The sequence below is a fragment of the Coprococcus intestinalis genome, assembly GCF_023656595.1.
In the GTDB taxonomy this organism is placed as follows: domain Bacteria; phylum Bacillota; class Clostridia; order Lachnospirales; family Lachnospiraceae; genus Coprococcus_A; species Coprococcus_A intestinihominis.
The window spans coordinates 24,221-48,077 of the sequence record NZ_JAMOKJ010000008.1; the positions used below are offsets into that span (position 1 = coordinate 24,221).

At 44.9% G+C, this 23,857-nt stretch carries 15 protein-coding genes; 1 reads left to right on the top strand and 14 read right to left on the bottom strand.

Annotated elements, in window-relative coordinates:
- Positions 1-179 precede the first annotated feature (179 nt).
- The 7 genes from NBH03_RS07420 to NBH03_RS07450 form a co-directional block, all read right to left on the bottom strand.
- A complete protein-coding gene (locus NBH03_RS07420; RefSeq protein WP_250798675.1) occupies positions 180-2,741 on the bottom strand; it encodes a hypothetical protein in 2,562 nt (853 codons plus the stop codon).
- A gap of 81 nt (positions 2,742-2,822) precedes the next feature.
- A complete protein-coding gene (locus NBH03_RS07425) occupies positions 2,823-7,283 on the bottom strand; it encodes a coiled-coil domain-containing protein (protein ID WP_250798678.1) in 4,461 nt (1,486 codons plus the stop codon).
- Complete coding sequence (locus NBH03_RS07430) at positions 7,270-8,079, bottom strand: DUF6063 family protein (RefSeq protein ID WP_015513891.1); 810 nt, start codon at positions 8,077-8,079, stop codon at positions 7,270-7,272. The genes NBH03_RS07425 and NBH03_RS07430 overlap by 14 nt, the downstream gene beginning before the upstream one ends.
- On the bottom strand, positions 8,079-9,587 hold the full coding sequence (locus NBH03_RS07435) for a hypothetical protein (protein WP_215690783.1): 1,509 nt from the start codon (positions 9,585-9,587) through the stop codon (positions 8,079-8,081). Before NBH03_RS07435 ends, NBH03_RS07430 begins: the two co-directional genes overlap by 1 nt.
- 16 nt (positions 9,588-9,603) lie before the next feature.
- Positions 9,604-10,191, bottom strand: coding sequence for a YdcF family protein (locus NBH03_RS07440; protein ID WP_250798680.1), 588 nt, complete (start codon positions 10,189-10,191; stop codon positions 9,604-9,606).
- A 68-nt stretch (positions 10,192-10,259) separates the two neighbouring features.
- The gene (locus NBH03_RS07445; protein ID WP_250798689.1) at positions 10,260-11,018 is read right to left on the bottom strand and encodes a hypothetical protein; all 759 of its coding nucleotides are present in this window, start codon (positions 11,016-11,018) and stop codon (positions 10,260-10,262) included.
- A gap of 124 nt (positions 11,019-11,142) precedes the next feature.
- Positions 11,143-12,399: a tetratricopeptide repeat protein gene (locus tag NBH03_RS07450; protein ID WP_250798691.1), complete on the bottom strand. Its 1,257-nt coding sequence runs from the start codon at positions 12,397-12,399 to the stop codon at positions 11,143-11,145.
- 162 nt (positions 12,400-12,561) lie between these two features.
- Here NBH03_RS07450 and NBH03_RS07455 point away from each other — a divergent pair, with 162 nt between their 5' ends.
- Positions 12,562-12,828, top strand: coding sequence for a hypothetical protein (locus tag NBH03_RS07455; protein ID WP_015513887.1), 267 nt, complete (start codon positions 12,562-12,564; stop codon positions 12,826-12,828).
- A 116-nt stretch (positions 12,829-12,944) separates the two neighbouring features.
- Here NBH03_RS07455 and NBH03_RS07460 read toward each other — a convergent pair whose 3' ends face one another.
- The 7 genes from NBH03_RS07460 to NBH03_RS07490 all read right to left on the bottom strand — a co-directional run bounded on the left by NBH03_RS07460 (position 12,945) and on the right by NBH03_RS07490 (position 23,731).
- The gene (locus NBH03_RS07460; protein ID WP_215690775.1) at positions 12,945-13,769 is read right to left on the bottom strand and encodes a hypothetical protein; all 825 of its coding nucleotides are present in this window, start codon (positions 13,767-13,769) and stop codon (positions 12,945-12,947) included.
- A 599-nt stretch (positions 13,770-14,368) separates the two neighbouring features.
- Positions 14,369-16,579: an MATE family efflux transporter gene (locus NBH03_RS07465; RefSeq protein ID WP_250798693.1), complete on the bottom strand. Its 2,211-nt coding sequence runs from the start codon at positions 16,577-16,579 to the stop codon at positions 14,369-14,371.
- An 81-nt stretch (positions 16,580-16,660) separates the two neighbouring features.
- Positions 16,661-20,197, bottom strand: a complete 3,537-nt coding sequence (gene mfd, locus NBH03_RS07470; RefSeq protein ID WP_250798695.1) for a transcription-repair coupling factor — start codon at positions 20,195-20,197, stop codon at positions 16,661-16,663.
- Positions 20,198-20,223: 26 nt separating this feature from the next.
- A complete protein-coding gene (pth, locus tag NBH03_RS07475) occupies positions 20,224-20,796 on the bottom strand; it encodes an aminoacyl-tRNA hydrolase (protein ID WP_015513884.1) in 573 nt (190 codons plus the stop codon).
- Positions 20,797-20,995: 199 nt separating this feature from the next.
- Positions 20,996-21,268 (bottom strand): septation regulator SpoVG, encoded by a 273-nt coding sequence (gene spoVG / locus NBH03_RS07480; protein ID WP_117540480.1) that lies wholly within the window; start codon positions 21,266-21,268, stop codon positions 20,996-20,998.
- Positions 21,269-21,335: 67 nt separating this feature from the next.
- The gene (gene glgD / locus NBH03_RS07485) at positions 21,336-22,460 is read right to left on the bottom strand and encodes a glucose-1-phosphate adenylyltransferase subunit GlgD (RefSeq protein WP_250798697.1); all 1,125 of its coding nucleotides are present in this window, start codon (positions 22,458-22,460) and stop codon (positions 21,336-21,338) included.
- Entirely contained in the window at positions 22,460-23,731 is a 1,272-nt protein-coding gene (locus NBH03_RS07490; protein WP_215690769.1) for a glucose-1-phosphate adenylyltransferase, read from the bottom strand. The genes glgD and NBH03_RS07490 overlap by 1 nt, the downstream gene beginning before the upstream one ends.
- Positions 23,732-23,857 lie beyond the last annotated feature (126 nt).

Genomic DNA, 23,857 nt, shown 5'->3' on the forward strand with positions numbered 1-23,857 from the left:
ATTCTAAACGAGCTATTTTTCACAGGCCGCTCTCGCTTCCAGCGCTTGTGTGAAAATAGTCCCGTTCAGAATCCCTTTTTGAATTTTACTGACCATACTGCGTTTATTTTATATCCCGGTACAATGCAGTTTTTATAGCATTTATAGACAGTATACCAATATTCCCATTATAGCCTGCTTTAGTCCGGTATGTTGATGTTCTTAAAGTCCTCCGGCTGAAGCATGAACATGGCTGCTTCTTCGTATTTATTGTCAAGAACAGTCATGAAAAGATTCTTCATGTTGCGCTTTTCGAGGCTTGCAATCGCTTCCTCAATAATGGCCATGATATCTTCATAATCAACCGAATAGCCATCCTGCATACGTTCACGCAGCAATGTCTTCAGCGAAGCTGCTCCCGGTCCTGAGATCTCATAGCCTTTCTTCTTGGCGTATCCCTCTGCCAGCTGAACAAGTTCATTCTCATTGTACTTGCCAATATGAATGATATTCAGGAACTTGCTGTGAAGAACCGGATATTTTCTGAATAATTCCTTGATCTTATCCTCTTCGCCTTCCAGAACAATGGCTACGTCCTGATTGTCCTGCTGAACAAAATCAACAATAATGCCCGCAGCCTTATCATCCAGCATACCTGCTCCATCAATGATCAGGCAGCCGCCTTTCAGTTTCTCAAAGATCATAGAAAAATCCCGGCCGTTCAGATCCTGTGCCGTTGCTCGGACAAGCTTGTTCTTATCACAGATGCCATATGTATTCAAGGCCTTTGCAATACCAATGGCGATCTGGGACTTGACGCTCATATCATAACCGGTTACAACAAAGTTAATATCATACGGTGCCAGCAAGTCCATATTGTCAAGTGCCGGATCTTCAAACTTGGTGAATGTCTTCGCCAACTGACTCTTAATACTCTCTACACCTGTCACCGTGCCGAAAATATCCAGAACTGTATCAGAGGCATGAATATCGTCCGAGATCTCATCCTCCTCGTCATCTTCATCCTCTTCTTCGTCCGCCGAATCATTCTGACTGCTGCTGTCATCCTCCGAGATCACTTCATCTTCGTCATCATCTTCATCTTCGTCATCATCATCTATCAGCTCATCTTCATGGACTTCACCGGCGATGCCAAACAGATCATCCAATGTATCCTCTTTTGTCTCCGGAATGACTTCATCCTTCTCGTCATCACCGTCTATGATAATTTCATCTTCCGCAGCTGCAGCTTCTGGTGCTTCATTCTCTGAATCATCATCATCGATAATAACCGTATCCACTGACTCACCATCATCATCCACAATGATCTCCTCTTCACTGTCCTGGCTGCGTGTGTAATCCGCAACAAGATCTTCACCCATCAGTTTGCCGAAGAAATCTGCATCCTCCTCGCTGAGTCCCTCTGTAGAAATCGCTGCATCTTCGGCTTCTTCTGATTCCGGCACTTCTTTCTCCGGTGCATCCTCTGCCACCGTATTCTCTGACATTTCCTCAACAGGCATTTCCTCATGAAGGAAAATATCTTCATCCTTCTCGCCTGCCTGACTCTCCTGGCTCTGGGCGGCAGTGATCGCTGCAGCAGCCAGTTCGATCTCGTCAGGCTTTTCCTCTTTTTCTTTTGCCAATTTCAGAGTAGACCAGTCAAAATGCTTCTCTTTCTCTTTCCTGCCAAACATCAATGAGCTGAACAGATGGGCAATATGAGACTTCTCATTTTCTTCATCCGGCTGTTCTGCTTCACTGTCTTCATCAGCAGACTCTGCATGCCCGTCATCATCTGCCGTATTTTCATCTGCATTCACCGTTTCGCTGTCTGTATTTCCCGCATCAACGGCCATTGCCGCATCCTGCGTCTCTTCACCTTCAGCGCTTCCCGCCGACTCTTCATTTTCTTCTAATACCGGCTCTTCCACAATCACTTCATCCCGAAGTGTATCCTCTGTCACAGCTGTTTCGACAATCGGTTCATCTGCCGCTTCAGGCGCTGCCCCATCCATTGCCCGCTGAATGAGATCAAGATCAATGCTTCCCTCATAATCCGCACCGGCAAAACCCTCAATGCCCATCTCTGCACCTATAGATTCTGTCAGCTGCTTCTCATGAGCCGCACGCTGTTCTTCCTCAACGCGATGCTGTTCAACCGTTGAAATCTCCGGCAGCGGCTCACCTGTCAATTTACATTTCAGCGCAATGGCCTTGTCCACATATTCTCCATGGCCAAACCACAGCACGATCTCATCACATTCATGAATGCATTTCTTCGTCTCACCGCTGGCCTCATATAAAGTCGCCAGCTCATAAGCCCACTCCTCTATGTATTCATAATCCTTTAACTTCTCAAGGGTATCGATCAAAACAGAAAGACGTTCCCCTTTGCCCTTATCCAATCTGTATCTCAGAATGTAGCGATGCAGATCTCTGGATGCCACACCAATGAACTCTTTATAATAATATTCTGCCTCAGAATACTCACCTTTATCAATATACAACGTTGTCAGCAGATCAAGGATTCGTCTTGTATTCGGATTCTTCTCATAAACACGCAGAAGTATCTGTTCTGCTTCATCATAACGTTTCAGGCCCATATAAACTTCACCGACCAGGCAAAGGATAGAGATATTGCGGATCTTGCTGACTTCAATCTCATCCAGAACCTTCATGGCTTCTTCATAACGCTCCTGCATCACAAGGGTCTTGATCTGCTTGGTCAGCGCGCCTTCATTTATCTTATTATTCTCCAATTTATTCATCTCCTCACTGCAAAGCCGTCGACTCCGCTAAGGGCATTTTAACACACAAGTAAACACTTGACAACTAACGCCCTAAACAAAGTCAAAAACTTCCTGCTCATAATTAATCTTCACATATTCCATTTCGTCAATCTTCACATTGGAGTGATAATCTACGACGATCGTCTGCTGACGATGATTCATCAGCTTCTGTCCCAAAACATAATTGACATCAAATTTACCTGTAATTGCCGGCGTTGCACCTCTTGCCGGAACAATCAACTGTACATCATTGGTTTTTAATAAGGCAAAAATAGGCTCCCAGATATAAATATCCTTGGCTGCGCCAAATGGATTATCAATAAACAGGACTTTCCTGAGATGCTCACCTGCAGCCGCGCCTGCATGAATAGCTGAAATATAATGGATCACTGCAATCAGGAACTGAATATAAATTCCCTGGGACTGCCCCGTACTGCCCACCGCCTCTTCATACTTCAGATAACGACTTTGGCTGGCAATTCTCTCTCTCTTGTAGAGTGTCAGCCGAATGGCATTCATATCTGTTACAATCACCGAAAACAGCCGCTTCCAGGCCAACTGTTGCCGGATATAGCGCATTTTCTCTTCCTGCGTTCCAAGGGCATCCGATTGATTAACAATATCATCAATATAAGCAGACATTTTCTCTTTGTAAAAATTCTCTTTAACATAAGGGATGGTAAGGCCGACCATCTGAATCTGCTCGTTATCCATGACAATCGCAGACATCTTCGGCAGTTTATCCAGTTCCATCCGGATGTTCTGACAAATCTGAAGACACTGACTTTCAAAACTGTCCTTGATGCTGACAAGGTCTTCCATGTTTTTTCCGACACGCTCTTTCTCTATACGGATCAGGGCAATGGTTTCCTCAATTTCCTGCATCACTCTGCCTGCCGCTTCTGCATTCTCCGGAAGGCTGAGATGTTCACGAAGTTCTGCCGCCAGACCTTCTGCACCTAACTGATGCAGTTCTGACACTGCTTTGGCTTTGTCCTTTTCAAACGCATCTCTTTTTGCAAAATACTGGGACTGCATCTGCTCATAACGTCTCAGAAGTTCCTCATATCTGCGCTTCAATCCGATCTGCTCATCCAATGTTTCTGTTGTCAGATTTTCCTGTACATGGCAAAGCTTCATCAAGCGTTCCACATCATGCCTGATTCCCTCCAGCGCATACAATTCCTTTGTCAGACGCTCAATACGTCCAGTCAGCGAACGATACTCCGCCGAAGTATTTTCATAGAGCTGACGCATATTCTCCACGTAGGATTCATAACTCTGATCATTTAACGCCACCTCTTTATAGGCACCGTATTTTTCCTCAATCACATTGACTGCCTGAGCAACACTGCCGCACAGACGATTCTTGTCCGCTTCAATGGCCATCAGCTGCTGCCGCATATTATCGGCCTGCTGTGCCATATTCTCAAGGTTCTGCCTGATCTGCCTGATATTCTCAGCCGCTGTCTGATAAATCTGGCCATCCGCCCGCAGATTTTCCATACGCGCCATCTGGAGATTTCTATCGGCAATACTCTTTGTCAGACGCTCCATAGAACGTGCATAGCTTTCCATCAGCTGCTTTTTGTCATCCAGATCCATATGTTCTTTCTCATAAGCGTCACGAATGCCATAAAAGGCCGCCCGCAGCGCATCATCCGTCAAATCTTCCGGCACCTGTCCTTTCGACGGCTGTTCACCCAAAAACTGCTGTCCGTCTGTTTCAACAGCATAAAGCTTCCAGTTGTCTTCCCAGTCTTTTATCAGCAGATCTTTCTCACTGACTGTATGTTCACACACTTCCGACTGTTCCTGCATTTTGGTGCGCAGCAAAGTTGCGGTCTGTTCTTCCTCCTGCTTTTTTGCCGCCAATTTTCCATATTTCTGTCTGACTTCTTCGATCAGATGCTTTGTCTCAGTCAATGCTGTATTGACATCCCGCAGTGACTCAAGTACCGCATACTGCTCTTTTGCCGTCTCCGCCTGCTTCCCGGCTTCCTCAATACTTACAGCATCCCCGGACAGCTGCCCATCCAACTGCTGTATCCGGTCTTTGATCAACTTCTGTTTCTCCAGAAGCGCCAGCTCTTTCTTCTGGTTTTCCCGAAGCGCTTGTCTGTTTTCTTCCTTTTTGCTATCATAGACAAGGAGAAAACTGCTCACTGACTCCATATCTTTTTCATAGGTCTGCTGCTGATCCTCCATTCGGGCAATCACCCGCTGAAGTTCTGTCAGCTGCTCCCGGCTCTGTGCGCATACTTTATGACGCATATTTTCATCCAGATAGAAACTGCTGCCTTTTCCGGCAAAAAGCAGTCGGCTCTTCTCCACCGGCTCCTCTTCAGAAAGTACCGTTTCAAGACTGATCACAGGAATCGCATGCTCCCCGAAATCTTTTCCCTTTAAAAGTTCATCCGCCGCTACTTTTGCAAAACCATCTTTTAAAATCACTGTGTACGGCAAAAACGGCATCCGTGCAAGCAGTGCACGCCGCTCTGCATCATTTGTTTCCTGAAGATACTGAGCCCCATAAACACAGGTAATTCCATGGCATGTTCGGATATAATCCATAAAATCCTGAACATCCGCAGGTATACGCATCAGCCCGCCATCTTCCAACTGATGAATTTTTTCTTTCAGTGCAGCTTCCTGTCTCTGACGCTCTTCAATATCACACACAAGCTTACGATAGCGTGCAAACAAATGCTCCTTGAGTAAACCGGCTTCTGTCACCTGATAGACCTGAAGCAGTTTGGCGATCTGCTCATATTCCCGCTGCCAGGCTGCCATAAATTCATTGCCCTCACGGATCAATGTCCTAATATGTCCCAACATCTGTGTATTCCGGGCTTCCTGAAGCTGCTGTTCATTTTTTTCTGCCTCTGCGGCTTTCGCATCCTCCATGAGCTGCATCAGTTCAGCTTCCTTTGCTTCCAGTTTCTTTTTCTGGCTGAGCAGTTCCTTATCGACTTCCTCAATCACCAGAAGTCCTGATGCTTCCCTCAGCCTTGCAAAATCCTTCAGATACATTTGCTCCTTTTCACGGTTTTCCTGGGACTGATGCTCCAGAACCGCCAGCATTCTGTCATCTTCACGCTCTGATGATGCCAGTTCATCCAACTTTTGCTGAAGATTTTCCATTTCTTTCCGGCCTTGTACAATACGGTCATCCAAAACGGTCATCCGCTTCTGGTAACGTTTCTGCCATGCCTTTGCATAAGCCCGAAGCTGTGCCAGCTGCTCCTTCTGCCCATCCGTACTATGACGGATCGTATTCTCCACGGCCTGATATTTCTGCTGTTCTTCCAGATATTCCAGGTAATCATTCATACTCTCTCTGAGGTTCAGATCATCCCTGCTGACAGCCTGTTCCAGCTGTAATTTCTCAAGCTTTTCGCTGCAGTCGGCCGCTTCCTTTTCAAGATAGGCCAGCTGTTCCTTGCTGGACTGGATTTTGACCGTCTCCAGCTTTCTGGCATAGTCTTCCATATGCCCCTTTGCCAGCTCCTGTTCTCTTCTGGCCGCTGCCAGATCCGCAGTCCTGTTTTTCTGTCTGGCAAGTACAGTCTGCCATGCTCTGGCAATGTCCATCCGCAGTGTCATTTCCTCACCATACATAACATCCAGCGTCCGGATTCGCTCACCCAGGCTGTGCATAACTTCCTGCTGTCTATCATACTGGCCGATTTCCGCTTTCTTGCGGGTCAGCTCCGCTAACTGATCTTTGATCTGATACAACGTATCCGCCATCAACGACGTATTATCACCATTTTCAGCCCGTTCCGATGTCCGCGCCATAAATGCTTTCTGGATAATCTCCTCGATCAGAAGATCCTCCACCACCTTGCGGGTTGTCCGATAATGACTTTCAAAATAGGTCCGCACATGACCTTCCGTCTTATTGATCCCACGGATAATTTCCCACTCGCTCTCATACAGTCCATACCGGCTGATAAAACGCTGGTATTCACCTTTGCGCTCAAATAAATGAACCTGCAGTTGGTAATCCTTTCTTGAAAGATTTCTGAGATAATTTTTAAGCCCCGGCCATGTAATTCTTTCCTTACCGTCGCTGAGCGGAAGATTCACGATATCATTGTCATTGTAATGTCTGTAAAAAATGACATAGTTAAAATATTCAATCGCCGCTGCGTCCCCTGCTGCATTTTGATTTTCATCATCTTTTGCCTTTCTGGCGCAGAATCCCGTCAACATATATCTGTAATCATCTTTGACAAGATAATCGTCCAGCTTCCATTCGATCAATGAATGGATGACCGTACTGCCGCCTTCACCGCGAAATAATTTTTCCACCGGCTGCTTGTCATCCAGCGTACAGTTCGGAATCAGATTCTGAAGCAAAAGCAGTAAAAGAACACTTTTGCCGCCGCCGTTGGCCAGGTCATACAGCACATTTTTACAGTCAAAGCGCATAATAAAATCATCATAAAACTGTGTACCGAAATTATAGCGTACATTATTGACACGCACTCTGTTAATATGCGGCATTTTCCTCATCCTCCTCCGTCTTGCTGTTTCGGTCCTGCACAGGTTCCTTCACATCACCCTGCCGTTTTCTCTCAATGTTCTCCATATTGCCCCGCCTGCTCTGTTCAATGACTTCATACAGCCGTCCTTTGCAGCTGTCAAAATAGTTCTCGACCAGCGCCCGCATTCTGTCCGTTATATAATATTTGCCCGCCGATTCCACAAAAAGCGCCTGCGTGATCAGAAAATTGAATACCAGCTTGACAAAACCTGTTTTGGACCCTCTGGCAGCCTTTAATGTGGAAATATCATCATTTTCAGCCATCAGAGGCAGCTCATCCCACAATAATGCCAATGTTCTGAAACTGTTTTCCTCAATATCATTCTGAACAATCGTCTCCAGTCTCGCCATCACACCGGAAAGCAGAGCTGTTGTACTTTCAATGACCATATCTGTCTTCACATAGGTCAGCGCTGCCTCCCCGGAGGTGGTCTCATAAAACAGCGTCATCACGTCATAAATAATGAGGTACGCCAGAAATAATTCTCTGTTCAGACGCAGCCCGATGGCTTTTTTCAGCTCGTCGTTAGTGTAGCCGAAAACCCTGTTCTCATCTCCGGCAGTCACATATAGTGTATTGTGATATTCATAAAGGCGAAGATTGGATTTCTTTAAAACCGCATCCAGAATGTCATAAACCTCCGCCTGACTGCTGTAGGCTTCATAGAGATCTCTGTGGTTTTCCCTGCCCACTGTCTCCCCTGTAATCAGACATGCAAATATCTCCATTGCTTTGTCCAGATTTCTGTGATCCATTATTCTTCCGTCCTTTCAAATCGAATATTACTCATTTCAAACCGCTCCAGAATGGAGATTGTTTCATCCGGCAGATAAATCAACCTGAATTTCAGTCCTTCATATCCCGGATTCGCCTTCAGAAAATCCGCCATGGTATCCTCAAGAAATGTATCCGGATGATCCTTGATCATATCCAGATCATAATGTTCTTTCTGGCTCAGGTGTACAAGAAACGCATAGTAATCTCTGTTTTCCAGTACCTGATCCGGGAATTTCATGGCATAAAGGTCATTAAGTTGTGCCAGCGTTACTTCTTTTTTCTGTTTAATCTTGTCCAGAAGTACCCTCAGAAGATAACTGAAATTGTCCTTCATTCTCTCCTCTGCAAGTTCATCCTCATAAACATACATCTGCTCCCGGCCCTTTTCCACCAGTTCACCTGCCGCCGATTCTTCCGGCTTATAGAGCAGCAGGTCGTCCACCCGGGACATCGGAAATGTCTTCTTTATCTTCGGTGCAAAAAGCGGCAGCACCAGATATGTCAGGAGTTCCGGATTATCCGCCTCGATCATCCGCTGTCCCACATCCATAAAATCCACGGAAGGACGAAAACGTGTCCTTTTCGCCTTTGCAAGCGCCTCATCTCCGGCCTTCTGCATCTGCATATAAGCATGCATCAGCTCTTCGTGACGCTTCATGGCATTTTTCAGCGCCGTATCCAACTGATAGACTTCCTCCGCTGCCTCACCGGTGATCCTGTCCGTCTCCATTTTCTGCACGGCCCTTGCAGACAATGCCATATTCGAGGCAAAAAGGCGCTGTTCCTCACTAAACCACTTCATCAGACGATCATGATAATTCTCCAGTGCAGCAAGCCCCTCCGTCACATGGCGGTTCAAAAGTGTCTGGATCTCATGTCGTTCCTCCATCAGGCGTCCCACTTCCATGTTGATGCGCCCGATAACCTCCAGCCCGCCTCTGAAATTCTGCGCTTTTATCATCTTCTCAAGAAGCAGCTGGGCAACGCTGATATGGCTTTCCTCCCGAACTTCCTTTGTATCAAGATAAAAAGCCACCGCATCAGATGAAATTCTGTAAAGTACCTGCTGATCTTTCAGTTCACTCTCAATCAGACGCACTCGCAGTGTTTTCTGCTGATGGGCGGCCGGGTCATAGTAATCCAGTTCAAATGGTCGTCCCTCGTTGCATAATTTATCAAAAATGTATTGATACAGTTCATCATCGGCCTCTTCTTCGGTAAAATCAAAATCTCTCACCAAAAGTCCGGCCATGAATTGCCTGTAATCCTCATAGCATACCGGCTGATCCTGAAAATGATTCGCCTCAATAAAAAAACGCAGGACGGCAAGGACAATATATGACATATCCAGGCGTCCGTAACTTCCGTCCCTGTACTGGGACAATCCGGTATCCATTAATCTGAAAAAAGGATAATAACGCTTCAGATGCATCATACGCGCCTCATGGTCCTGCACCATATCATTCATTAAAATATAATTGTCCACTTTCTCCTCCTGCTATCTACTGCAACATCCAGGAAAACTGTTCGCCGCAGCGTCTCAGCTCTCCCAGAACCGTCTCCAGCCCCTTTTTACTTTCCGCCCAGTTATCACGGCTGATGCCCTGTGTAACCGCTGGGCACATCAGGAATTCAATCTCCCTGTCCTGAAATACATACTCAAAATACATTCTGCATCTTCTGGCATGAAAAGCCTGGCAGCAGATAATGGCCCTTTTTATCGGAAGGTGCTTTTCCTCCAGCATCTTCCTGATATATTCAGCATTTTCAAGAGTAAATGTGGCTTCTCTTTCCTGAAGAATGGCTTCTCCCGGCACGCCTGCCTGCATCAGCACATCTGTCAGGAAATCCGCTTCTGCAGCATAAGGCCCCTTATAACATTCCCTGTCACAGGATGTCCCCTCAAAAGCCGACCGGCCTTTGCTGTATCTGCCGGACACCACAATATAAGGTGCCATCCCCGCCTGATACAGCGCCGCAGCCCTCCTTGCAGGCTGCGGCCATGTATTGCCGGGTACGATGATGATATCTGCCTTTTTCGGCAGATCTTCAAGAAAAATAAACTCCGTAATATCTCTCAAAAACTTCATATCCTGAATGCTCTTTGCCGATTTTCGGCGCTTCTTTCTGTCAGTGCTTCTATCATCTGTCCGTTTCTTTACTTTCTCTTAAAAGTAGAAGCATAAGCCTGTACGGCAACTGCTTTTTCAGAGTCCGAACCGTATTCGGATGACGGAACAACTTCCTCAGATGCCACCGTCCACAGTCCGCCCTTATTCTGAGGCAACAGGATGACAGTCTTTTCCTCGTCATAATTGCTGTACCATGCCACATCTGAAAGCGGTGCCTTCACTTCATAAATCTTCGCTGTTTCAGGGAACCAGCAAGTGGCATAGTTTTTCGCCACTTCCCTGTCCAGGCTGAAAGCAAATCCTTTCTCAATAACTCTGCTGGCGTCGTCTTCTCTGCCAAATGGGCGCTCAAAGCTGCCGCGGTAAACAGTCAGATTGCCGTCACTATCAATATATTCAGCCAGTTCCTGTTTCATGTCTTCGATTCTCTGATTTCTGACATCTTCCGGTTCCTGTTTGAATGCCTTGGCAAATGTATTAACGAAACCGCCGTCTACACTGCTGTCAAGATATACCTGCACAACCAGCGGCAGTGCCACGTTGGCCGGAATCATGCCCTCTCTGAAATAGTATTTGAACCACTTGAAAGTTTCATCGGAATCTCTGCCGTAAGTTCTTGCCAGATAGGCAAAACTCTCTGCCCATTCTGATATATCAGCATTCTGCTCTTTTGAAAGCCTCTGGATATCGTCCAGTACTTTCTTTGTTCTTGTCTTTATAAAATCCGCCACCAGTTTTTCATCCGGTGTCAACACTTCACTCATTGACATTTTTGTATGATCCATTGTTCTTCCTCCTGTTTTTAAACCATTTCACACATCGGTTCACGATCCAGTCAATAACCCCATCTATGATACTTTCAAAAAAACTGACAATGATGTCCATTTATCCATCCCCCTGTCAGGCACCTTACTTCATAAATAAGTGCTGACTGAGTATTTTCAGCATCTGAGCCGCTTTGGCATTGCCGTTATCCGCAGACTGCTTAAATAACTCAATGGCTCTGCTCTTATCTGTCTTCACGCCCTCGCCGTACCAGTAACAGTAACCCAGATTGTACTGTGCACTGGCATGACCGCCCGCTGCGGCTTCTCCATAGAGTCGAATGGCCTCTTTGACATTCTTATGTACGCCTCTGCCCTTCTGATAGCAGAATGCCAGGTTGTTCTTGGCCTCAATATTCCCCTGGGCAGAAGCCATCTCATACCAGCTGACAGCCTCTTTGATATTACGGACAACCCCCTGTCCGTATTCATAACAGTAACCAATCTCACTCTGTGCCTTGGCATGACCGCCGAATGCTGCCATCTGACACCACTTGGCCGCCTCTGTGATATTTCTTCTGACACCAATGCCCCTGTCATAGCAGACACTCAATTGATACTGGGCTTCCGTATGCCCCTGGCTGGCCGCCTGTCTCAGGCACTTAAATGCTTTAACGCCGTCTTCTCTTGTGGTGCCATTCTCAAGGATCCGCATACCCTCAGCAAATAAAGCATCTCTTGTAGTCAATTCTTCGACTGCTTTAGCCGGTTCACTCTGCTGAGACTGATCTGGCTGTTCTTCGGCAATCTTTTCGTTTACTATTTCCGGTTCTTTTTCTGCAGCCTTTGATTCTGTCGCCGAATCTGCATTGAATTTAATAACTTTCGGTTCCGAAGAAGCCATTGCTTTTTTCAGTTCATCTACAGATTTGGCCTCTACAACTTCCGGCTTGGATTCAACAGTTTTTATTTCAACAACCGCTGTATTTTCTCCCTTTGCTGCTGTTGTGATAGTTTCTGTATTCTTTGATTCATTCTTAATTACCGCCGTCTTTAGTTCTGCATCTGCTGCTTTCTGGCTCAGCATCTGGTACTTGTACTTAAACAATGCATGCAGCACATCCAGCTGAACATCCACCTCTGAGGCCATCTGTGCCCCATCCAGATGGAAAAGCATCGTATCCAGTTCATGCTTCAGCGTGTAATTCATAATTTTCCGATAACTCTTGGAAGTGTGTGCCGCCGGTGTCCAGAAATGAAGGACACACAAACTGCCTGCCACCCTTTCCTCGCTTCCGTTGCCGTGATAAACTTTCACACCTGTCTTCTCAATATCTTCAATAATTTTCTGCACATACTCATAATCTTCATATGCGTAATTTATATATATATATCTTTCCATTTCGTACTCCTTTGTGAAATGTCGAAATTTCCCGATGATAATCATACCATAAACAGCCGCGAAAATCCACAGCAATCCAAAAACTGGCGGTGTGAAATTACAGTTTTCAATTGACATCCACACAGGTTATCGTTATGATGTTCATACAGGAGGTGCGTATTTATGTTCCGTTTATGGGGAAAAACATTTCTTCACAATCGTATGACCAATGATCTGGTCGTCTGCAACGATTCCGAAGAATCCCGAACAACCAAAATATTTCAGGCTGTTACAGAAATTTGCCAGACCTTTGACCTTTCCGAACCCATCTGGCTTGATATAAATATTCGTGACTTCAAACGTCACAGCAAAACCAGATTCACACAGGATAATTTCATTGACAGTATTGACTTTGATTACCTGGAAATACAGGTCATTGAAGAGGATTAAAAATGCCACACATAAGCAAAATGGGTTTCAAAAGAGGCATCTGTGTTAAACTGCCTCTTCCGAAACCCATTCTTATTTTTCGCTGTATTTGCTTATCTTTCGTATAATTATACCTCTTAAGAAATATTAAATTCCTTCATCAGACGCTCTCTGTATTCTTCATCTTCTGCCGCACGCTGAAGGTCATCCAAACGTTTTGCCTGCAAAAGTTTTGAAATAAGTGCAGACATCAATCTTCTTTCTTCTTCTCTGCCACGAACAACACCATCATCAAATATCATCTGTCCGATTCTCGTCATTGCCACTGCCTCCTTTACTTCTTCCAAATCATTGCCTGTTAGGAATTTATCTGCCAGTGTATAAAGCATTGCCATCGTCTTTTCTGCTGTAATGCTTTTTTCTGTTTTACTTAACTTTATTGATTCCAGAATAACATCTTTTCGTTTTATCTCGCTGCTCATTAAGGGTGTAATTGCCAGCTGTGCAAAATCTTCTTCTGTAAATATCTCGCCCCTTTGTTTCTTTTCCCTAAGACGTTTCAAAACACTGTCTGCATCTTTCGCTGTCAGAAATATTGGTATGACACGATAGGTATACGTCCCGCACTTCATTTCTGTAACTGCATGCTCTATCCCACCGGAATAAATCACATATGTAATGACATTTTTCCCTGTTTTGTGGGATAATACACTCTCATACGCATGGAATCTGCGAAGGTCTTTCTTCCCGGAATCCGTCGTCTGGAACTCTATATGAATATAAAAATCATCCTTTGTCAAAAAAGTAAAATCCATATACAAAGAATGTATCGTCAATTCCACAAGTTCCGTAATGCCGCTCTCTACAAAGTCATGGTGTATCCCCAATATCTTTAAAATCGTGTCACGAAAATAGTCAAACCCCATTTTCAAAATCGCATCTTCATGTTTTGTGTTCGCCATTTGGCTCCCTTTCTTTCTCCATTCAGTATTGTATGCTTTTGTATTTTGAAAATGTCTTTGGTTTATTTATATTAAAAATTAGAAATTTCCTTTCTAGCTTTCATTTATCATTTGTCATCTATAAATTCATTTTCCTCCTTTTATTCATTGTATCAAAATCATACATTTTCATCAATAAAAACCTCATCAATAATGCCATAATACAAACAACTTTTCATTGGCGTTACGAAAGTAATACAATAAAACGTTTTTCTTTCCATTCTTGCTGCACAATATTATCCAGCATAAAATATAACAAAGTGTACGCTTGACGCACACTTTCGCGCGTTCGCGGATAGCACAGCTATATATTTCTCTCAGTGAACTGCGCTTTCTGGCACGCAGTACCTTTTTATGTAATAGGGAATTCCAACAGAATTTCTTATTACATAAAATAATGGGATTTGAAAAGAAGCCTATATTATCACTCTTTTCAAATCCCATTATTAAAATCCTAGTAACTGTTCAGAGCCAACCTCCAAAATGCTACGCATTTTATACCTGTTTTTGAAATTTTGCTTGGCTCTGAACAGTTACAAATTCTATATGTTTATGACGAATTATTCCGCAGCATCAATCATCATGCCGGCTTTCATCATGCCATTATCAAACGCCACAACAAAACGTCCTGCATTCGCTTCAACAATCTTTCTTGCATTGTCAAAACTGTTGTCACCGGTAGCGGCCTTGACCGCTTCTTCCGTCTTATCCGGAGCAACGGTAATCTTCACAATGTAAACCACCTTGCCGTCCTGACGATAAACTTCCACGTATGCACGCTCATTGTCTGCTGAGAAACGCTCAATCTGTGTAAAGATATCTGTAATAATCATCTTCAGACTGTTTCTGTCGATATCAATAATCACCGGTTTCTCCGGCGCACGCACTGTGACGCCGACACCTCTGGCCTTGAGTGCTGCTCTGAATTCCTTACGGACATCCTTGTTGAGCTGTACAAAATTCACTCTGCCGTCATCTGCTGCTTCCATAATTGGCTGTTTTGCTGTCGGCTGTTCTTTCACCGGTTTCACAGGTGCCATATTCACAACTGTTTCTTCAGCAGGTCTTACCGTCTGTGCTGTCTGAACCGGCTGTGCCTGTGGACGCGGCTGAATCTCAGGTGTCAGTCCTGATTCTCTGATAGCTTTCTCTACATCCTCAACAGAAAGAACTTCTGTCTTTCCGTCTGTTACATCCACAACATTAGATGCCACATAGCCAGTCATTCCTTCGGCCATGTCATCCTGCACATTCAGTACCGTCTGCTCACTGAGAATATCTGCAGATGTATTCTGTCTCTTCTGGGTCTGGCTGCGCTCTGCTTCCGCAATCGCCTTGCCAAGATCCATTGCTTCCCAATCCATCGGTTCATCATTCGCCGGTGTATTCTGCACACGCTCAGTCTCCTGAACCTGTGTATTCTTTCTTCCAGGTGCTGCTGCAATTCTAACATCATCTTCTTCATCAACCGGTTCCTGTTCTGTCTCTTCCTCGACTTCGTCATCTTCATCATCACTGCCGCCACTATGTACAAGCAATGCAAGCAATTCTATGATAAAGATAACAGGCGCTGCAATAAACATAACCGGAATACCCTTAACTGTATACTGACGCATGAAGATAACACCATAAATCAATCCACCGTTAATAACAACCAGGATCACTGCACCAACAATCACATTCAATGGAGACGGCAACTTGCCAATACCGCGGCTGATACCGCCCACAATCGTTCCGATAATGGAACATCTGAGAAGACGTCCGGCTTTGATACGTCTGACAATACTGAAATAGGAACGGATCACCCATCCATAAGTCACAATTGCCAGTGCTGCTGCACCATAATGATACAGATCCCCATCCATCTTCATCAGCTTGCGAACACCAATACCCAGGGCAATTGCCACTGCAATCATCACCACCAGTGCAATCTCTGTAAAGACTCTGTCCCACCATGTCAGACAAACACCGTCGTAGCCACGCTTCATACCTGTTGACATAATACAGAAAATGAGACAAATGACAAAAATGACGGCTGCTATGATGCCAACAAATCTTGCAGCACCAAAATATTCACCCATTTTCTCGAATGACAGCTCTGCCTTGTAAAATGAATCCGGCTGTGCCAGGGTATTATCGACAGCTGAATATATAATATACTTATTGCTGGTCTCCGAAAGGACCTTCGTCCATGCATCCTTGTTCAGAAGTTTACCTGCAATTGGGCTCTGAATGCTGGTCTGGCCATCCGCATTGGAAATAGCCACATAGTGATTGCTTCCTTCAATACGATCCTTCGCATCGTCACCGCTGGCAGCAATACGATACTTGTCACTGTCCAGAATCATAAATGAGAAGTTCGTATCCTTGCCCATATAATTCTCAACAAGCGTTGTCAGCAGTTCTTCATTGCCTGCCTGGGTCACAGAAGGATCTGCCTCCATTGCCTGTACCAGTTGCAAAAGCTGATCCATACTCTTGTTATATTCATCTGCAAAACTTGCACTGTCAAAGAAATCTGTGCTGTAGCTGCCGCCGGCATAACGATCATTCACATATTCATAAGCGATATAGGCTGACACAAGTGCCACCAGACACGATACCATCAGCAGAAAACGCATGATCACCTTCAGCGGAAGGCTCTTTACAGCTGACCATTCTTCATCCACAGCAACTTCTGCTGTATCATCATCTCCGGTCTGATCATTATCTGAAACAGTATTCAAATCTTCTACATCATCCCAGAAATCATTCTTTTTCTTTCTAGCCATTCTGTCCTTCTCCTTATCTAAAACTTGGTATTCCATAATGATTTATTTTACACCATTCAGGGCTCTGAATCAATAGCTTTTCTAATTAAGCTCTTTATGGCAGAGAATTCTCAGCATATTCTCTACCAATGATTTTTCTTCCAAAAGCAGCCCCTGACCTTTGAAACCATTCATATTTACAAGGAAATACGGATTCTTTGCTGTTGCCTTAAACTGGATTCTTCTGCCGTACTCAGCCAGAAAATCCGGAATAGCCGCAACGTCCACGTCTGCACGCTCATGCATATAGATCCTGGTCTCTTTTTCCTTATGCACCAACTGAACAACACCGGCTGCATGGGCCTCTGCACGGATCAGCGCCACAAGAAGCAGATTGGCCGCCGGTTTCGGCAATTCCCCGAAACGATCGATCAGCTCATCCAACATCTCACCATATTCATCCGCATTCTGTATCGACGCAATTCGCTTATACATATCCAGCTTCTGAAATTCATTTTTAATGTAGGCAGATGGGATAAAGGCATCAATATCAATATCAACAGATGTCTCGAAGTCTTCCTGAATCTTTTCGCCCTTCGCCTCCATCACAGCCTGGTTAAGCATCTTGCAGTACAGATCATATCCTACAGCCTCCATATGTCCACTCTGCCGTTCACCAAGCAGATTACCTGCACCTCTGATCTCCAGATCCCTCATTGCGATCCGGTATCCCGATCCCAATTCCGTAAATTCTCTGATTGCCGATAAACGCTTCTCTGCCACTTCCTTCAGCATTTTGTCACGTTTGTACATGAGGAAAGCATAGGATGTCCTGTTGGATCGTCCGACACGCCCTCTCAGCTGATAAAGCTGTGAAAGTCCAAGTTTATCCGCATCGTGAATGATCATTGTATTGACATTGGAAATATCAAGCCCTGTCTCAATAATCGTGGTTGAGACAAGCACATCGATCTCCCCGTTAATAAACTGATACATAATTTTCTCCAGCTCACGCTCACTCATTTGTCCATGGGCATAGGCCACTGAAGCATCCGGCACAAGTTCTGACAATCCCGCAGCGATTTCATCAATACCATTGACTCTGTTATACACATAGTACACCTGACCGCCTCTGGCCAGTTCTCTCATGATAGCCTCCCGGATCAATTCATCATTATATTCCATCACATAAGTCTGAATCGGCTGACGATCCACCGGTGCTTCCTCCAGCAGACTCATATCCCGAATACCGATCAGGCTCATATGCATCGTTCGCGGAATCGGAGTGGCCGTCAATGTCAATACATCCACATTCTCTTTGATTTTCTTGATCTTCTCCTTGTGGGTAACACCAAATCGCTGCTCCTCATCTACCACCAGCAGACCAAGGTTCTTAAACTCTACATCTTTCGACAGAAGACGATGTGTGCCAATAACAATATCCACCCGTCCGGCTTTGAGATCTTCCAGTGTTTTCTTCTGTTCAGCCTTTGTTCTGAATCTCGAAAGAAGTCCAATATTCACTGGATATTCCTTCATACGCTGACAAAAAGTATTGTAGTGCTGCTGAGCCAGAATCGTTGTCGGCACCAGCACTGCGCATTGCCGTCCCTCCTGCACCATTTTGAAAGCTGCACGAATGGCAACTTCTGTCTTGCCAAAGCCCACATCACCGCAGACAAGTCGATCCATGATCTTTGTACTTTCCATATCACGTTTTGTTGCTTCTATGGCATCCAGCTGATCCTGCGTCTCCTCATACGGAAACATTTCTTCAAACTCCCGCTGCCACACAGTGTCCGGGCCACAGACATATCCTTCTGACTCCTGACGGGCAGCATACAGCTTTACCAGATCCATAGCCAGCTCTCTGACCGCCCCTTTTACCTTCGTCTTGGTACGGGTCCACTCCGGTCCGCTCATTTTATTGACCTTCACTTGTTTGGTATCTTTATCCGCATATTTCTGGATCATGTCCAGATTTGTCGCCAAAATATACAGGCTTCCGCCACCGCCGTATTCTATCTTGATATAATCCTTGGCCACACCGTCAACTTCTACATTTTCTATGCCCCGGTAAATACCGACGCCATGTCCTTCATGAACAACATAGTCCCCAACAGACAGTTCTTTGAAGCTTCTGATGCGCTCTCCCTCCGATGCAGGCTGTCGGCGTTTTCTCCGCTTCTTCTTATCTTCACCAAACATATCTGATTCTGCGATAATGGCAAATTTGATCATCGGATACTGTATGCCCTTATGAAGACTGCCGTGAATAATCATAATCTCTCCAGGCGCCGGCACCCGGTCCCTGTCTTCTGAATAAAAAGCCAACAGATCATACTCTGCAAGGTCTTTGACAAGACGTTTGCCTCTTGTCTCCGAACGGCAGACAAGAATCAGTCGATAACCGCTGTTTTTCCATCCTGTCAGTTCTTTTACCAACAGCTGAAAATCCCCCCTGTAGGTATGCATGCTGCTGGCCATCATACTGTATTTACTCTTAACTGCAATATGCGCTGAATTATAGGAAAGCGTACTGAGCAAAACCGTCCGCAGACTTCCCATCCGTGCCAGAATCTTCCGACATTCATAAATGGCCTCTGTCTGTCCCGGCAGCACATAGCCCTTTTCCAGCCTGCCCATCATACTCTCTCTGTATTCTGCCGTTACAGCCTCCCCCTTCTCTGCCACACGGGCCGGCTCATCCAGGATGATCAGACTATCCTTTTCCGTGAAATAATCCAAAAATGAAACTGTATGGTCATAAAAATACTGCACAAGACTATCGATACCTGAAGCTGCGCTGCTCAATTCCAGATTGTCCTTCAATTCCGCAACTGCCTGTTTCAATCTGGCCGCCGCTTCATAATTCCCGGCATCCTTCAATCTCTGCACCTGCTGCTTCATGTCCCGATCGATCAGCTTCAATCCACGGTCCCGTACCGATACACTCATAATATACTCGGCAGCCGGATCAATTGTCACCTCATCAACCTGTTCAATAGACCGCTGACTCTCTGCATCAAAACTTCTGATGGAATCGATTTCATCTCCCCACAATTCGACACGATAAGGGCACTCATCCGCCAGATTATAAATGTCAAGAATTCCACCGCGGACCGCAAACTGGCCCGGACCTTCCACCTGACTGACTCTTTCAAACCCAAGCGCCGTCAATTTCCTGCTGAGTGCTTCCAGCGGCAGAATATCTCCCACCTTAAAAACACATCGGTTCTTCTGAAGTTCTTCCAACGGCAGCAGTCTGTCTGACAGACCATCAATGGTTGTCACCACTGTAACCGGGCATCCATCCATCATTCGCCGGATCACGGCCATCCTCTGACTGACGATCAGATTGCTGTGAATGTCTGCATTATAAAAAATAATGTCTTTGGCCGGATAATAATAAACATTCCGGTCAAAAAACCGGTAATCCTCATAAATTTCTTTTGCTTTAATCTCATTATAAGTGACGATCAGCTTAAACGGATAAGGTTCTCCGATACTGCTGATGAGATGGCATTTCTGTGAATCTATACAGCCATCTATATGAATTGGTGTCCGCTGTCCGGCAAGATCACTGACAATCTGATCATATTCACTTAAATCATGTAATGGCTGTGTAAACGCTTTCATGCCAAACTCCTTTCACGCATCTGCTATCAGGCCTTTTTCTTGGTATTATACCGGTTCATGGCCCCCCTGACATCATCCATAACCATCATTTTGACCGCTTCAGCAGCTTCCTTCTGTGCCTCGTCAATGATCTTTCTATCCTCGGCACTATAACGTCCCAGAACATAATCCGCCAGATCCCAGCCCTTCGGTTTCTCCCCGACACCTACCTTGATTCTCGGGAATACCTCTGTTCCAAGATGCAGAATAATATTCTTAATCCCATTATGTCCACCGGCGCTGCCCTTCTCACGGATTCTCAGCTGTCCCACATCCAGACTGATATCATCATAGATCACAATAATATTCTCTGCAGGAATCTTATAGTAATCAGACAGTTCTCTGACACTTTCACCGCTGAGATTCATAAATGTCTGCGGCTTTGCCAGAATAACTTTCTCGCCCTCAATATAACCGCTACCATAAAGTGCCTTGTGTTTCTTCTCTTCCACGCGGATTTGATTCTCCGCTGCAATTCTGTCAATTGTCTCAAACCCGACGTTGTGTCTGGTTCCTTCATATTGTTTTGTTGGATTGCCCAAACCTACGATTAAATGCATATCTTTCGCTCCGTATACACTGCTAATATCTCTGAGTTTCCTATCTGTTATAATATAAAAGTTTTATATTTCTTTGTCAATACGGTGAAAAGAAGGGATGCCTTCTCTCTGTCGGCATCCCTTCCCGGAATTATTTCCTATTTTTTGCAATCATTCTGTGCAGATTCGCACAACGCATAACAGCTCAGTTTTCCATCTGTTATTCCTGTTCTGTTTCCAGTGCAGCTTCCTTGTATTTCTCAAGGATCTCTCTCTGAATCCGTTCACGGGTATTGGAATTAATTGGATGTGCGATATCCCTGTACTCGCCGTCTGCTGCCTTACGGCTTGGCATTGCGATAAACAGGCCTTTCTCCCCATCTATAACCTTGATATCATGAACAACAAATTCATTATCAATGGTAATTGAAACAACCGCTTTCATCTTACCTTCTTTCGTCACCTTGCGAACTCTTACATCTGTAATCTGCATATGTATACCCCCATTATTCTGATACTTCCCCAACTGTTCATTCATGACAGCTGCAGCTTCCCACTTATCAGATTATATATCTTTCGTTTTCTTCGACAACAATTCTTACCTTGCCGTCCTCACCCCTGTAAGTTTCGTTCGCGCGAATTGTTCCACGACTTTCAACAATACAGTTCTCAATCGTCGTATTATCTCCAATATAGACATCATTAAGAATAATCGAATTCCTGATCACACAGTTATTCCCCACATATACCTTGCGGAACAGAACCGAATTCTCAACCTTGCCATTAATAATGCATCCGCTGGCCACCAGACTGTTTCTCACAGACGCCCCCGGATTGAACTTTGCCGGCGGCTGATCCTCAACCTTCGAATAAATGCCCGCATAACCGCCAAAGAAATAATCTCTGACATCCTTCTTCAGAAAATCCATATTCGTTCTGTAATAGGAATCTACAGTTGCAATATTATTCCAATACCCCGGCATTTCATAACCATAAATCTTCTTTGTCTCACGATATCTGACAAGAATATCTTTGACAAAGTCATATCTTTGTTCGGCATTGGCCTTCTCCAAAAGTCCAATGAGCAACCTTCTTCTGATAATATAGATACCTGTTGATACAGTCATATTATCTGTAACAACCGGTTTTTCTTCAAAGCCAAGCACACGTCCGTCAGTATCCATCTGCATCACGCCAAAACGTGTCGGATCATCCTGACCTGGCGCCAGCTTCGTATACCCTACTGTAATATCTGCCTTCTGATTGATATGATATTCCAGCATCTTATTAAAATCAGTCTTGTAAACACAGTCCCCGGATGTAATGATTACATACGGTTCATGACTTTCACGCAGAAAATCAATATTCTGATACATGGCATCCGCTGTTCCTCTGTACCAGGAATTGTTCTCCGTTGTCATCGTCGGTGTCAATACAAAAAGTCCGCCCTGCTTACGTCCAAAATCCCACCACTTGGAAGAATTGAGATGCTGATTCAATGAACGTGCATTAAACTGTGTACATACAGCGACTTTCTGTACATGAGAGTTCGACATATTGCTCAGTGCAAAATCTATGCTTCTGTAGCTACCTGCTATCGGCATAGCTGCAACGGCTCTCTTATTCGCCAGTATACCCATTCTGCTGCTGTTCCCGCCTGCTAAAACAATACCAATCGCTCTCATTATATTTCACCTGCCTTTATAATAACCTGTCCACTCGCCAGCAGGCCATCCGGATAATCTTCCGGTACAGTCTTTCCGACAATCGCTGTATTCTTGCCAATCTGTACATGATCCGGAATCACAGAATTCTCCGCGATTGTCACAAGATCAAACGCATAAACCTTTGGATTATAAACATTCGGGGCAAATTCACCCACACCCAGTCTGCAGTCCCTGCCGACCTGTACAGACTCGGCAATAATTCCCTTATCAACCGTTGTTCCAGCGCCGATCACCGCTCCCTGCATAACAATAGAATCACGAACAACAGCACCTTCTTCGATGATAACGCCTGCGCCGATGACGCTGTTCTTCACTTCTCCATAAATCTCCGCACCTTCTCCGATGATACACCTGTCAACAACAGCCTTCTCACCGAAATATTGCGGCTTGATCATATCGTTATTCGTATAAATCTTCCAGAATTCCTCATACAGATTAAATTCCGGAATGATATCGATCAATTCCATGTTGGCCTGCCAGTAGGATCCCAGTGTTCCAACATCCTTCCAGTAGCCATTGAATTCATACGCATAACAATTATGCGTACTATTATGTACATAAGGAATAACATGCATACCGAAATCACATCCCGGCTGATCCTTCAAAGCAATCAACGCCTCTCTCAGTATCGGCCAGTTAAAGATATAAATACCCATAGACGCAAGGTTACTGCTCGGCTTCGGCGGTTTCTCCTCAAAATCCTTGATATTGCCGTTGTCATCGGCAATAACAACGCCAAAACGGCTAGCCTCAGCCCAAGGTACAGGCATGCAGGCAATTGTGACATCTGCCCCTTTTGCTTTATGGTAATCCAGCATCACTTCATAATCCATCTTATAAATATGGTCACCACCAAGGATCAGTACATACTCCGGATTGTACTTCTCAATATATTCCATATTCTGATAAATAGCATTGGCTGTTCCTGTATACCAGTCTGAACTCTCGCTCTTCTCATAAGGTGGAAGCAATGTCACACCGCCGTGATTACGGTCCAGATCCCACGGAATACCAATGCCGATATGGCTGTTCAGCCGCAAATGTCTATATTGTGTCAGAACACCAACTGTATCCACTCCCGAATTGATACAGTTGCTCAACGGAAAATCAATAATACGGTACTTGCCGCCAAAAGCCACTGCCGGTTTTGCTACATTCGAAGTCAAAACACCAAGTCTGCTGCCCTGCCCGCCGGCCAGAAGCATGGCTATCATTTCTTTCTTAATCACGCTATCACCTCTGTTGTTATTTGTGAACTCATTATATCACTATTTATATAAAAAGTGAACAGTATTTACTAATTTTTTTACGACAAAAAAACAAAATGTATGCAATCCTTATAGCATCAGTAGGTT